Origin of the sequence: Aquibacillus albus (genome assembly GCF_016908325.1) — a bacterium.
Taxonomy (GTDB): Bacteria; Bacillota; Bacilli; order Bacillales; family Amphibacillaceae; genus Aquibacillus_A; species Aquibacillus_A albus.
In genome coordinates, this window is the sequence record NZ_JAFBDR010000017.1 from 42,880 (window position 1) to 56,530 (window position 13,651).

12 protein-coding genes, 1 tRNA gene and 1 pseudogene are annotated in these 13,651 nt (G+C 36.2%); 9 read left to right on the forward strand and 5 right to left on the reverse strand.

Annotated elements, in window-relative coordinates; genetic code table 11:
- Window positions 1–32 precede the first annotated feature (32 nt).
- Complete coding sequence (ppx, locus tag JOC48_RS14415) at window positions 33–1,565, reverse strand: exopolyphosphatase (protein ID WP_204500815.1); 1,533 nt, start codon at window positions 1,563–1,565, stop codon at window positions 33–35.
- A 102-nt stretch (window positions 1,566–1,667) separates the two neighbouring features.
- Between ppx and JOC48_RS14420 the strand changes: the two genes are divergently transcribed.
- On the forward strand, window positions 1,668–2,534 hold the full coding sequence (locus tag JOC48_RS14420) for a DNA-3-methyladenine glycosylase family protein (protein WP_204500816.1): 867 nt from the start codon (window positions 1,668–1,670) through the stop codon (window positions 2,532–2,534).
- Between the two features lie 136 nt (window positions 2,535–2,670).
- Here the strand turns inward: JOC48_RS14420 and JOC48_RS14425 are convergent, their stop codons facing one another.
- Together JOC48_RS14425 and tnpA are read right to left on the reverse strand one after the other, a co-directional pair.
- Window positions 2,671–3,783: an RNA-guided endonuclease TnpB family protein gene (locus JOC48_RS14425; RefSeq protein ID WP_204500817.1), complete on the reverse strand. Its 1,113-nt coding sequence runs from the start codon at window positions 3,781–3,783 to the stop codon at window positions 2,671–2,673.
- Window positions 3,784–3,794: 11 nt separating this feature from the next.
- Window positions 3,795–4,193 carry an IS200/IS605 family transposase gene (gene tnpA, locus JOC48_RS14430; RefSeq protein ID WP_204500818.1) on the reverse strand — a complete coding sequence of 133 codons (399 nt, stop codon included), beginning with the start codon at window positions 4,191–4,193 and terminating at the stop codon, window positions 3,795–3,797.
- A gap of 657 nt (window positions 4,194–4,850) precedes the next feature.
- Between tnpA and JOC48_RS14435 the strand changes: the two genes are divergently transcribed.
- From JOC48_RS14435 to JOC48_RS14455, 5 genes are all read left to right on the forward strand, one after another.
- Window positions 4,851–6,977: an ATP-dependent Clp protease ATP-binding subunit gene (locus JOC48_RS14435; protein ID WP_204500819.1), complete on the forward strand. Its 2,127-nt coding sequence runs from the start codon at window positions 4,851–4,853 to the stop codon at window positions 6,975–6,977.
- A 342-nt stretch (window positions 6,978–7,319) separates the two neighbouring features.
- Window positions 7,320–8,213, forward strand: a complete 894-nt coding sequence (locus JOC48_RS14440) for a ComEC/Rec2 family competence protein (RefSeq protein ID WP_204500821.1) — start codon at window positions 7,320–7,322, stop codon at window positions 8,211–8,213.
- A 75-nt stretch (window positions 8,214–8,288) separates the two neighbouring features.
- Window positions 8,289–9,128 (forward strand): dimethylarginine dimethylaminohydrolase family protein, encoded by an 840-nt coding sequence (locus JOC48_RS14445; protein ID WP_204500823.1) that lies wholly within the window; start codon window positions 8,289–8,291, stop codon window positions 9,126–9,128.
- A gap of 111 nt (window positions 9,129–9,239) precedes the next feature.
- Window positions 9,240–9,312: transfer RNA gene (locus tag JOC48_RS14450), tRNA-Ala, on the forward strand.
- A 176-nt stretch (window positions 9,313–9,488) separates the two neighbouring features.
- A complete protein-coding gene (locus tag JOC48_RS14455) occupies window positions 9,489–9,677 on the forward strand; it encodes a hypothetical protein (RefSeq protein WP_204500825.1) in 189 nt (62 codons plus the stop codon).
- Here JOC48_RS14455 and JOC48_RS14460 read toward each other — a convergent pair whose 3' ends face one another.
- On the reverse strand, window positions 9,678–10,325 hold the full coding sequence (locus JOC48_RS14460; RefSeq protein ID WP_204500827.1) for a transcriptional regulator: 648 nt from the start codon (window positions 10,323–10,325) through the stop codon (window positions 9,678–9,680).
- A 470-nt stretch (window positions 10,326–10,795) separates the two neighbouring features.
- On the opposite strand from JOC48_RS14460, the gene JOC48_RS14465 reads away from it, so the two are divergent.
- Together JOC48_RS14465 and fucI are read left to right on the forward strand one after the other, a co-directional pair.
- Window positions 10,796–11,092: a recombinase family protein gene (locus JOC48_RS14465; RefSeq protein WP_204500829.1), complete on the forward strand. Its 297-nt coding sequence runs from the start codon at window positions 10,796–10,798 to the stop codon at window positions 11,090–11,092.
- A 134-nt stretch (window positions 11,093–11,226) separates the two neighbouring features.
- Window positions 11,227–11,403: pseudogene (fucI, locus tag JOC48_RS14470) on the forward strand (L-fucose isomerase); the annotation flags it as partial.
- Between the two features lie 233 nt (window positions 11,404–11,636).
- Here fucI and JOC48_RS14475 read toward each other — a convergent pair.
- Window positions 11,637–12,494, reverse strand: coding sequence for an AraC family transcriptional regulator (locus JOC48_RS14475; RefSeq protein WP_204500831.1), 858 nt, complete (start codon window positions 12,492–12,494; stop codon window positions 11,637–11,639).
- Between the two features lie 129 nt (window positions 12,495–12,623).
- On the opposite strand from JOC48_RS14475, the gene JOC48_RS14480 reads away from it, so the two are divergent.
- Window positions 12,624–13,637, forward strand: coding sequence for an alcohol dehydrogenase catalytic domain-containing protein (locus JOC48_RS14480; RefSeq protein WP_204500833.1), 1,014 nt, complete (start codon window positions 12,624–12,626; stop codon window positions 13,635–13,637).
- Window positions 13,638–13,651 lie beyond the last annotated feature (14 nt).

Sequence of the window (13,651 nt, forward strand, 5' to 3'; positions counted from 1 at the left end):
GCTCATATACCATTCTTTTTGAACATCCTCTTCTAGGAATGAATGGTTAAAAAGTGGACATTTATTTTAGTATGCATTGCTTTTTCTAAATGTTTTTTTTGCTTCTCTACTTGGTAAGCTTCTGGAGTCCAATCTTGATCACAATACATAGTTAGTTCAATGGAAGTATCTTTAATTTCCAAATCGAAGTCTTTCACAACTTGTCTTTTCGTAGCATCCATGCAGTAAACAAATTTAAGTAATGCACCAAGTAGTCGCAATTTTTTCCTTTCTAGTTTAGTAAACCAGCTCTTATAGGGCTTTACATATTGTTTGAAAATCGCTTTGTTTTTAAACGATGCAATTAATGCTAACATGAGTCGGTCTCGATGAAGTAACCCATCGATGGTTCGATTGGCAAGAAGGTAAAAGGTATGCTGTGAACTTGATTCTGAATCAATATAATTTCCTAAATTGAATACATAACTAGCCCGTTTAAGATAAACCCAATCCTCTTGGTCTATTGCTCCTATTCCCTTTTCTTTAAACTCATAAAATAATTTTCGAGTAAGAAATTGAACGTGAAGTATTTGTTTTGGGTCTAAATCATAATCATTGATCAGTTCCTGGATACTATCTTCAAGAACATTCGGGAATAAAATAGATCCAAAATCATTAGAAAGCTGTTCATAAAAAACCCCTTCACGCAGGCCTTTTCTGCTAAGAATAAAGCTATCAGCCGTCATCGTTTGAAATAAACAATGAAAGACAGTAATAGCAGGGATAATAATATCTGCTCGATCGGAAGATAATCCTTCCACTTTCTTTAACTCGGTCACTGTTAATCGAGATAAGTATTTAAGCGTTTGGTGAATATCACTCGAACTCATTTTGTACTGATGAAGACCTGCAAGGGGGTAGTTTTTTAAGCTTTGATCAACCTGTACAAGGTTACGAGCACTTCCACCAATGCCAATGAGCGGGATGGTTTTGTTTTTTAACCAAGGTAATAAGTTAAACTGTTCCTGGAGATAGTTCACTAATTTTCGACTTTCACTTTCTGTCGGCACCTCTTTTTGAAAAAACTGCCGCAGAGTCAAAGCACCAAACGGAAAACTATGGGATTCAATCAGTTTGCGGTTGCGGAAATACGTAATTTCAGTACTTCCACCACCTATATCGACCGTAATTCCTTCTTTGATTGAAGTAGAATTTACCACAGCTAAGTAACCATAAAAAGCTTCCTCTTTTTCAGATAAGATACGGATATGTAAGCCTAATTTATCTTCAACAATTTGCTGGATGGAGTCTTGGTTTTTGGCTTGCCGTATAGTGGCTGTAGCTACACAAATTAAATCAGTTAGTTCATATGTATTAGCTACTTCCTTAAAGCTTTTCAATGTATTTATAAGTATCGTTAGTCCGTCATCCGTTAACATGCTATTGTCATTTAAATGGTTTCGTAAGCGAGCAACAGCTTTTACATTCTCCACTTCTCGAAGCCGGCCAGCTTTTTCTTGAAGATAAATGACCAAGCGCATTGTATTTGAACCTATATCAATAATGGCGTAGTGCTTCTTTTCCATTTGTATCACCTGTCCAAAAAACTTTATTGAGTAACATTATACCATAGTGCTATGATGTATCTAAATTTGAAAATGATACGAAATGACGATAGGAGTGTTTCTATGTGGAAGGAAACATATCGTTTAGAAACGATGTATGATTACAATTACGTGCTGCAACGACTAGCAATGGACCCATTGGTAAAACTCGATGTCGAAAGTAATGAAATTTATGTTCCTGTTGAGTTAGAAAATGATAAACATGTGGTGAAGGTTAAATTTTTCGGATCAATAAAAAAGCCTACCGTTGAAATCTCAAGCAATAGTCTAGAAGTAAAAGACAAACTCCTTTTTATAATAACCGATATCTTTCAATGGGATGTAGGATTGGATCAGGTAAATAACCACTTTTCTACTACGAACCTAGCTCAGCTTTTTAAAAACTATCCTGGTACACCAATCGTTAAAGATTTTCACTTATATGGATCGTTAATGAAGACAATTATCCATCAGCAGTTAAATATGCGTTTTGCTTACAGATTAAGTACTCGTTTTGTAGAAAAATATGGAACACGGGAGCAAGGTGTTTGGTTTTATCCCAATCCATCGGTTGTCGCAGATGTATCTTACGATGAATTAAGACAATTACAATTTAGTCAGAGAAAAGCAGAATACGTTATTGATACATCAAGGAAAATCGTCAATAATGAGTTAGATTTAAAGGATTTATCAAAGGCAGTTGATCAAACGATTGTTCAAACGTTAACCAGCATACGAGGGATAGGTAATTGGACGGCGCAAAGCTGGCTATTATTCGGTTTAGGAAGACAGGATCTCTTTCCACTCACAGATATAGGTGTGCAAAATGCCTTGAAAAAATTATTTCAATTAGAGAGAAAACCATCGATTCAAGAAATGATTGAATGGAGTGGAGAGTGGTCCCCTTTTCGGAGTTACGCAACGATGACTTTATGGCGTAGTATCGAATAACGTTAGTGAACTACTCCCACCACTTACCACCCTTGCGGGTTGCTTGAAGTGGGGGCTTCTTGGGTAATCGCCACTTTTGGTAGCTGACGAAATTTACCAAGCTAACCCTCTTGTTCCAAGAGTTTATATTCGCTTTTTATGCAGTTGCTAATAAGCGAATGCCTTCTCTTTTTATATTGAGTGCTGAATTGTAGTCTCTATCGAGTGTTAGTCCACAAGTACATTGGTATGTACGGTCAGATAATGCTACTTCTTGTACTGAACCGCAACTTGAACAAGTTTTAGTAGATGGAAACCATTTATCTATTTTGGCAAGTTGTTTCCCTTGTTCTTTAAGTTTGTACTGTAAGAAAGAAGTGAACATTCCCCAACCATTATCGGAGACACTTTTGCCAAACTTTAGAGCTTGTGACAGACCTTTCATATCTAAATCTTCAATCACAACAGCGTCAAAGGTAGATACTAACTCCTTTGATTTATGGTGAAGAAAATTCTTGCGTTGATTGGCAACTTTCTCTTGAATTTTAGCTACTCGAATACGTTGTTTATTCCAATTTGAAGAGCCTTTCTTTTTACGGGAAAGTTTACGGTGTTCTTCTGCTAATTTCTCAAGCATTTGTCGATAAAACTTAGGATAATTGGCTTTCTCACCCTCGCTGTCGACAAACAACCCATCCATCGCAAAATCTAATCCAACTACTTTTTCAATTTCTTTGTTTTCAATCACCTTCTCGTACTCTGTAAGAATAGAAATATAGTATTTTCCTGATGCAGTCATAGACAGGGTACAAGATTTGATTTTGTACGCTGAAGGAATTGCTCGATGTTGCTTTATTTTGACCACTTTTAATTTAGGTAATTTGATATGACTATCCAACAACTGAATATTTCCATTGACGACATTTGTTGTGTAGCTTTGCTTGTGTCGTTTGCTTTTGAATTTCGGAAACTTAGCATCACCTCTGAAAAAGGCTTTATATGCCTTATCTAAATTTAATTGTGCATTTGCCAACGCTAAAGAGTCCACTTCTTTTAGCCATTCCCATTCTTTCTTATATTTGGCAGGAGTAGGGTGTTTGACCTTTTTTAATGCATCTTTATCATCTTTTAGGCTTTCATACGTTTCTTTTCGTTCTGATAACATTTTGTTATAGACAAAGCGAACACAGCCAAAGGTTTTACGTATCACTAATGCCTGGTCTTCCGTTGGATATAATCGAAACTTATGTGCCTTATTTTGTTTAGTCATATCAAATCACCTCACTTTATCCCTTGATTTTCAATATACTTTTTCACCACTTCAATAGGTGAACCGCCAGTCGTCAACAAACAAAAGCTTCTTGACCAAAACATTTCTTTCCATAATTTTTTACGAACATGAGGAAAATCCTTCTTGATAAGTCTTGAACTGGAACTTTTATAGGCATTGATGAATTTCGATAATTCACTGTTGGGTTGTGCTTTGAACAAAATATGAACATGGTCAATGTCGTGGTTCCATTCGACCAATGTAATATTGTATTTTTCACTCAAAGATATAAATTTATTTTTGGCATAGTCTGAAATGGTATCATCTATCACTTTCTTTCGATACTTCACGACTAACACAAGATGGTAATACATCAAGAACACTGAATGGTTATTACTGTCCAATTTCATTGTTATATCAGTCCTTATACTTTATAATACTGATTATACCGTATTTAGAAGAAAGACAAAAGAAAAATCCTTTGGGCTATCGCCCAACTGAAATTCATCTCCCCCTTACCGTTGGGATACGCCCTTCACACGCTTGAAGAGGGAGACTTCTTTCGGAAGAACGTTAAATTTTATGGTTTTACCCTTTATTTATTCCTATTTTACAACGTTTAGGATGACCTATCTAAAGGGAAGAAAACAGGTAATATTTCTTATTTACGAAAAAAATCCATTATTCTGTCCGATTTATGTTAAAATGAATATAAAAAATAGAGAGAACAAGGGCATAGGGGGAGAATCGTTCGTGTTACGTGAACTTGCCTGGATTATTCTGATTTTTTTAGGCTTAATCTTTATACCTTTTGAAACTGTCAGCACAGAGTTAAACAAAGAAAACCTGCCAATTCATGATCACTAATCATGGTTGGTAGGTTTTCTTTTTGTATGAGCGGAATCCCTGTATTAGTTGAGCAAAAAGACAACAATCATTTTCTTTCTAGAATGATTTTAAATAAAATACTTGAAAGTCAAAGAAAGTCAAATTATAATGGGAATTGAAAGGTCAAAGTAAGTCAAAGTCAAAGCTGACCTAAAACATAATTGGAGGAGGATGCGAATATGCAATGTCAACATTGTGGAGTTCGTAAAGCGAATATTAATGTAACCCTTCGATTTAATGATCAAACACAACAATTACAGGTATGTGAAACATGTTTTCATGAAATAAAAAATAGCGCCAAAAATCCAAGTGGGTTCTTTTCTAATCAAGGACCAATGGATTTCGAAAAAATGTTTGAGGGAATGGGGTCTCAATCAGGATTCCACGCAAACGGTCAAAAGGATACGACTGGAAAAGGCGGAGGACTGCTGGACGAGTTAGGAAGAAACATAACGCATGCTGCAAAGGCAGGATTAATCGATCCAGTAATCGGTCGTGAAAAAGAAGTAAAACGTGTAATTGAGACATTAAACAGAAGGAATAAAAACAACCCAGTCTTGATTGGTGAGCCTGGAGTTGGTAAAACAGCGATAGCGGAAGGATTAGCTTTGAAAATTGCAGAAGGAAACGTACCATCAAAGCTATTAAATAAAGAAATTTATCTTTTAGATGTTGCATCATTAGTTGCTAACACTGGAGTTAGAGGACAATTTGAAGAGCGAATGAAGCGGCTAGTTTCAGAATTACAACAGAGAAAAAATGTCATCTTATTTGTTGATGAAATTCACTTATTAGTTGGTGCAGGCACTGCGGAAGGTTCACAAATGGATGCAGGAAATATCTTGAAACCTGCACTTGCAAGGGGAGAACTACAATTAGTCGGTGCAACAACACTGAAGGAATATCGTCAAATTGAAAAGGATGCTGCCCTTGAGCGTCGTTTCCAACCAATTATGGTAAAGGAACCTTCAACAGAAGATGCTATATCGATTTTAAAAGGGATCCAGGATAGGTACGAAGCATATCACAATGTTACGTATTCGGAAGAAGCAATCCAGGGAGCAGTTACTCTGTCCCATCGTTATTTAAATGATCGTTTCTTACCCGATAAAGCAATTGATTTAATCGATGAAGCAGGATCTAAGTTGAATTTACAAAATTCAGAGACGGATGAGGAATCCATTCAGAAACGTTTAGATGAAATTAGTCAAGAAAAACTAGAAGCAGCTGAAAAAGAAGATTATGAACGTGCAGCCAATTTAAGACATCAAGAACTAAAGTTAGAAAAAAAGCTAAAGGAATCCAAAGAAGAACCAAAAGCAAGTGTAACACTGGAAGATATCCAGCTTATTATTGAAGAAAAAACGGGTATTCCAGTTCGTAAAATTCAGGCAGATGAACAGGCGAAAATGAAAAACCTAGCACAGCACTTATCAGAAAAAGTAATTGGTCAAGATAATGCTGTACAAAAGGTAGCGAAAGCGATTCGTCGTAGTCGAGCTGGTCTTAAATCAAAATACAGACCAATTGGATCCTTCTTATTTGTTGGTCCAACCGGTGTTGGAAAAACAGAATTAACGAAGGCGCTAGCAGAAGAATTATTTGGTACAAAAGAATCCTTAATTAGGCTAGATATGAGTGAATATATGGAGAAACACTCCGTTTCAAAGATTATTGGTTCACCACCAGGATACGTGGGTCATGAGGAAGCTGGACAATTAACAGAACGTGTGCGTCATAACCCTTACAGCCTTATCCTGTTGGATGAGATTGAAAAGGCACATCCAGATGTTCAAAATATGTTCTTGCAAATTATGGAGGATGGACATTTAACAGATAGTCATGGAAGAAGGGTAAGCTTTAAGGAAACCGTCATTATTATGACAAGTAATGCTGGAACAGGAGATAAGCATGTCACTGTAGGGTTTAACAATGATAATAACGAAGCTGTATCTACATTGGAAACTCTCAGCAATTACTTTAAACCAGAATTTTTAAACCGATTTGACGGAATCATATCGTTCAACGAACTGAATCAAGAAGATCTTATTGCTATCGTTGACATTATGATTGGAGAATTGGAAGAAAATCTTGTCGAAGAAGGATACAGCCTTACTATTACAGATGAAGCGAAAAAATATCTCGCAAATAAAGGTTACGATCCACGATTTGGTGCACGTCCATTACGTCGTGTTATCCAAGATAAAGTGGAGGATGGCATTACTGACTTAATTTTAGAAGAAGATGAAATAGATACAATTAAAGTTGAGTTAGAAGAAGATGACATTCGTGTAACGAAAGCTTAAGGAAGGGGTCACAACTTGTGGCCTCTTTTTGTTTGTACGTTAAGAAAGCATAAAATTTTAGCGGAGAAGTAATTCGGCGTAGTAAAAATTTTTAGGAATGAAGTATAAGAAAAACTTCGACACTCGTTATAGGACGTGACGAATGTCGAGTTTTTCTAAACATCACTTAATTTGAATAGAAGAAAAAAAGCTCCGGGCGGGAAGTGCCCTATTTTTCTTAGGCGCGTAACCTGTAAATTATTACTAAGATAAAATTGTTTTACATGTATCATAAGCAAATACTCAATAGGGAAAGTTAATCAAAAGAGTAGCAAAAATAGCTGGGAATTAGGAGCGTATCAAATGGCGAGGAAGCATTTAGTTTGTCACTGTTTGTTTCTTTTATTATTTTTCTTCTATCCGCTTCATCAATGTTATAGTACCAATGCCTTGAATAATGAAAACAAAATGGACGTGCATTTTATTGATGTAGGACAAGGTGACAGTATTTTTGTAGAACTCCCTAATGGCAAAAGATTACTTATTGATGGTGGACCGCCAAGTTCTGGTCGGAAATTAGTAAATTACCTCAAAAATGAGGGAGTAGAATCCATTGACATATTGATTTCTACCCATCCAGATATAGATCACTTAGGAGGACTAATTCCTGTTATTGAACAATTTCACGTTAAGAAAATAATAGATAGTGGTAAACTATACTATACACCCACATACTTCCATTATATAGAGGAGGTATATAAAAGGGATATCCCTGTCACGATTGCAAAGACAGGTCACTCGAGTCAGTTGGCTGAAGGTATATCCGTGAAAATTTTAAACAGCCATCGCCCATTAAAAACCAATAATCAATCATCAATTGCTCTGTTATTAAGTTTTAAGGAAATAGACTTCTTGCTGATGGGAGATGTTGAGTCCGATCAAGAATTAAGAATGATTCAGCAACATAATCTCAAATCAGAAATACTTAAGGTAGCCCATCACGGTTCTGCGACATCTAGTTCTTATGAATTTTTGCAAGAAGTAAAACCTGAAATGGCTGTTTTATCATATAGTAAGGATAATCATTATGGTCATCCGGTTCGCACGATTGTTGATAACCTGTTAAGGGTAGGAGCAACCATTTATTCTACAGCAAAAGCTGGTGATATCGTTGTTACAACCGATGGTACAGATTATTCGATTGATGTGTCTGGAAAGGATCGACTTATTTATATGAGGAATAATAACACTCAATAAAACCGGAATGGAGTTTAAGATCGCTGTCTAAGGAAAAATGGTTGTCATAGAATGGGAACTTTAGGAGGAAAATGTATGCCAACAAATAGAGTTCATTGTAAAACCGAATATGATACATTAAAAAAAGTGATCGTTTGTTCACCAAAGTATATGACAATAAAAAATGCTATTAACGAAACACAGAAACTTTTTAAAGACGAAAACATTGATGTAGATATAGCAAAAGAACAGCACGAGAGGTTTGTTCAAGTATTAAAAGAAAATGAAATAGACGTTATTGAATTACCACCTGAAGAGAAATTTCATGAACAGGTTTTTACAAGAGATATTGGCTATTGTATTGGTGAACAACTTTTTGCTACTACGATGGGACAAAGAGTTCGCGCTGGTGAAGTGGAAGTATTAATGAAGGAGCTTAATAAACGGGATCTTCCATATACACTTTTTGATGAATTGTCTCTGGAGGGCGGAGATGTCATTATTGATGGGGAAAAGATTTGGGTTGGAATTAGTGATCGAACAACGATTGAAGCAATACGTGCTTTGCAAGACCAATTACCAACCTATAAAATTACTCCAATCCCAATAGCGGAGAGAATATTACATCTCGATTGTGCCTTTAATATTATTGGACCTGAAACTGCTATTATTTTTCCAGAAGCATTTGGAAATACAGAATACTCTTTACTAAGCCAAAACTATCATTTAATAGAAATTACGAAGAACGAAGAGTTAACGTTAGGGACAAATGTATTATCCATTGGGCAGAAAAAAGTGATTAGCATGCCGCAAAACAAGCAAGTAAACCAAGCAATGTCAAAAATGGGCTATCAAATTATTGAAGTGGACTTTTCTGAAATCATTAAATCGGGTGGGTCATTTCGTTGTTGTTCCCTGCCGCTATTGAGAGGATAATCTAAGCGGGAAGCAGTTCAAGGTTGGACTGCTTCTGTACGTTTTCGCGGGAAAATTTCTATTGTTGTCATGGTAAATATCCTTTATAATAACAATTGTTAATAATATTTAGGGGCATTAGCTCAGCTGGGAGAGCGCTTGTCTGGCAGACAAGAGGTCAGCGGTTCGAGTCCGCTATGCTCCATCCTTAAAATAATCCATCTCTGGCAAGCCAGAGACGGATTATTTTTTATAGATACAACCAGAGTAAATTGCACTTAATTTTTAGCAAATAACGGAACGAGAATCCACCAAGTCATTGTAAAGTGAGTGTAGCGGATTCTGGTTCCGTTAAAAACGATAAAAGCTGCCTAAATAGGAATGAAGTGGTTCCTGATTCCGTTATTAGCCCAAAATGAAGGGAAAACGAAGGTGAAAAGGGAAAATAACGGAACGAGAATCCGGAACAGAGTTCAAAAAGCGCTATTTGAAGTAAATAACGGAACGAGAATCCACCAAGATAGCACGGACTCAGGGCCAAGTAACTGCAACGCCTTCTATTTGCAATAATTACCTAAGCTTATAGGTTCGGGCACGTTCTTTGCCACTTGCAACAATTAGTATTTGTTGCTCTACTAGTCTATGTAAGATTTTCCGAGCATGGCGATCGCTAATGCGGAGATGGTGGGCAAGTTCAAGTGGAGTAATTGGCCGTAGCATCCGACGTGAATAGCGAATAACTTCTGCCTCGAGCCAAGATAGTTCAGTGGATACTTCAATTGAGGTGAATTTACCGATAAATGCAAGTACAAGTTGTTGACAGCGTTGAGGTTCTTCTATAATAGATAGATAAGCAATTGGTAATAGTGTCCATCCATCGAGGGCTAATAATGAGTGTCGCCAGCATAAGTCCTTAAATCGCCTAACATCAAGGTCTCTCGCATGAGGGCCGAACCCTTGAATTTCAATACACCCTTTCGTATTATGTCCAGGTCTGTAAGCTAGGTCAAGGTAACGGTAACCATTGTTGAAATCCCGCACCTCCCATTCAGGATATAAATGATTAAAGTTTCCTACAGTAGGAAACCAAATAGAACGAAGAAAATGAACCGTACCATGTCCTAGCCCCTTTTCTAGAAGTTCCCGCCTCCTATTATTTTTCTCTTCGGTGATATTTTCTTGGATCCATTCTTCATACTTTTGTTCGAAATCTAGCATTATTCACTTTCCTTTCCAATTAAAATTTTTACGTCAGTAGATAAAAACTGCTATGAATTTAATGGGTTTGGTAGGATTTTTTGTGAACAAATATTCCATTATTTATTCCAAAAAATCAAAATGACAGGGTGAAAAATATTCTCTGCTTTTCGAGGCTGCTAACAACACTAAAATGGGGTTTACTTGGAAGAAACATATGTTCATTTGCAAGTGGAGAAACAATACTTCTTGAAATTAATTATACTGTATTTATATAGTATAGGAAACTATTCTTTTAGTAGGATAGTGGGCGGGAGAGCGCTTGCGTGGCACGCAAGATGTCAGCGGTTCGAGCCCGCTAACCTTCATTCATGTGAAAAACGTAACCAGAAGTGGCTTCTGAACTATACTTGGACTTGCACTGCTCTGAATCAGTATGTGAGCGTGTGAGTATCTCAAGCAATGTATATGTATAGGTGGAGGGTTTATAAATGAAGAAAAATAAAGCGGTTGTTTACACTCGTGGTACATCATGGAATCCAGGAGCAATTTCCGGTCAAGTAGATAACGTAGATGATCTCCTAGTTGAAATGGGAGTTAATGTTGGGGACATAATATTTTTCCATGATGAAGAAGTAGAAAATCGAATTGGAAGGCCTGGTTTAGATAGGTTATTAAACTTATTAGAATACGAAGGAGTTAAATATCTAGTTGTGTATTCCAGAGATCGTCTATCCAGGGATTTTAATGAGTATGCTCAGATTGTAAAAGAGTATAGTAAGGAATAATGTTGAAGTAGTTCTTATTTCGGATCACGAACTACCATTTGGTACTTTTGAGAAGATAGTGTTTGCAAGTTACTATAAAAGATAGTTACTACATACAATATACGAAATTATAACATTTATAAATTAGTGTGACTGTAAAAGGGAAATTATTGAAATTCTCTAAAGCAGGATTAGCCTTGGCTATGATGAAAGGTAAGTCTTATGTGTCCATGGGTTCTGTTTCAATGGGTATTGCTGGCAGTATGATTCAAGAGGATTTCTTCCAGGATTACTTAGGGATGAGAAATGAATATGTAGATATGAGTGAATTTTAAGAAGAATGAATGAAGTCATGAAACCGCATCGGGAGATAACGGAAGAAGAAGTTCAGAAGTGTCTTGATGCTACACAATGGCGACCTGCTTCAACAGAATACTTCCGAGGTGGGGGTTTCTCCAGTGATTTCTTAACAAAAGGGGAAAGGGCTTTTCTGGCTGAATTTAATAACATATTGAAACAGCCATGGAAAGCCCAAACTTATAGAATTATTCATAAAATAGCTTTATCATTTTTTACTTTTTCGATACCCTGCAGGAGTAGTTCCTATATATTTTTTAAAGATCCTATAAAAATGTGGGGTGCTTTCAAAACCACTTAATTCTGCAATATAAGAAACTGGATAGTCAGTACTCCATAATAACTCTTTAGCTTTATAAGTCTTTCTTTTGTTTAAGTACACAGTAAGCCCCATTCCGGTTATTTGCTTAAAGACTCTACTAAAATGTGCAGGACTAACATGAGCTCTCTCAGCTAACAGGCTTAAGGATATATTGCCTTGAAGATTATGATCAATATAGGTGAAAATCTCATTCATCCAGTAACGATTAAAATCTCCTTCCCTAAATTTATTCTCTGTTTGTTTCATACTAAAGCGAGATAAAAAGAGTAATATTTGATGAGTAATCAAAATGGCAGCATGGATTGAACCCAGTTGTTTTGCGCTTAACTCTTGTTGAATATTGTTCAAATGTTCTTCAAAAGTTTGTTGCTCCACATCAGAAAGTGAAAGTTTATAGTGTTTATTTTTCTTAATCTTCTCAACGATAGATAAATAGGAGAAGTTCTCTTCCACAGAGATGGATTGAATGAGAGCAGGACTAAAAAAGATAACAGATGACGTAATTAAATCATTTTTATCAGGAACTGCATGATGAATGGTATCGTTTGGGATTATGAATACGTCCCCTTTGCCCATATCGTAAAGAGTATTATTAATGAAAAATGTCCCTTTTCCTTTGTGGACATAAATAATTTCATGAAAGTCATGGATATGAGTAGGTAACTCATTTTGGGGATCCTTACTCCCTTTATAAACAAACGAAAAAGGAAATGGAGAATTAGAAGTTTTTTTAATCGCTTTCATTATTATCACCTAACTACACTATATATCAAAAAAAAGTATAAAAAAAGCAAAAAATGTAATTTTTATTTCACTTTATTGCTGATAATCTATAATTACAGAATGATTTGTATTTTAAAAAGGAGTGTTTAAGTGAAATCTATCATTTGTGAAGAACCTAAGATGTTTAAAGCGACAAATACTGAAAAGCCTGAATACCAAAAGGGTAATGCCATTGTAAATATAAAACGAATTGGCATCTGTGGTACCGATCTACATGCGTTTATGGGCAACCAACCATTTTTTAAGTATCCAAGAGTACTCGGTCATGAGCTTGCAGGGGTTATAGATTCTATAGAAGATAATTCAAAGGGGTTACAGAAAGGTGATCAAGTATCGATTATTCCTTATATGGAGTGTGGCCAATGTATTGCCTGTAGAAACGGACTGACAAACTGTTGTACAGATATGAAAGTGATGGGCGTTCATTTTGATGGCGGTATGTGTGAACAAATTTCCGTTCCTTTTGACCATCTCATTCAAACGAATGGATTAACTTTAGATCAATCAGCCATACTCGAGCCTTTAAGTATTGGAGCACATGCTGTAAGGCGTTCCAATGTGAAAGATGGTGAATTTGTCCTCGTCATTGGTGCTGGACCAATTGGGTTAGGAGTGATCACTGCTGCTAAGCAAACAGGTGCTAGAGTAATAGCCATGGATATTAATGAAGAACGTTTAAATTTCTCTCGTGAGTGGGCAAACGTAGATTACACTATAAATGCCCTGAAGACACCAGTTGACCAGTTAATGGACATAACAGACGGTGACATGCCTACCGTTGTCTTTGATGCAACCGGAAATAGTAAATCGATGATGGATGCTTTCCAATATCCAGCAAACGGAGGAAAGTTAATATTTGTTGGATTAGTTAAATCCGACATAACTTTTGATGATCCTTTATTCCACTCAAAGGAACTTACCTTATTAGCAAGTAGAAATGCAACGAAAGAAGATTTTGATTTTGTCATCCAATCGATTGAAAATGGGTACATTGATGCAAATCGTTTTATCACACATCGATCTAATTTTGATAACTTAATCAATGAATTTGATAACTGGTTGAAACCAGAGACTGGCGTAGTGAAAGCAATGGTTGAATTATAGTCATCCGAAAATAG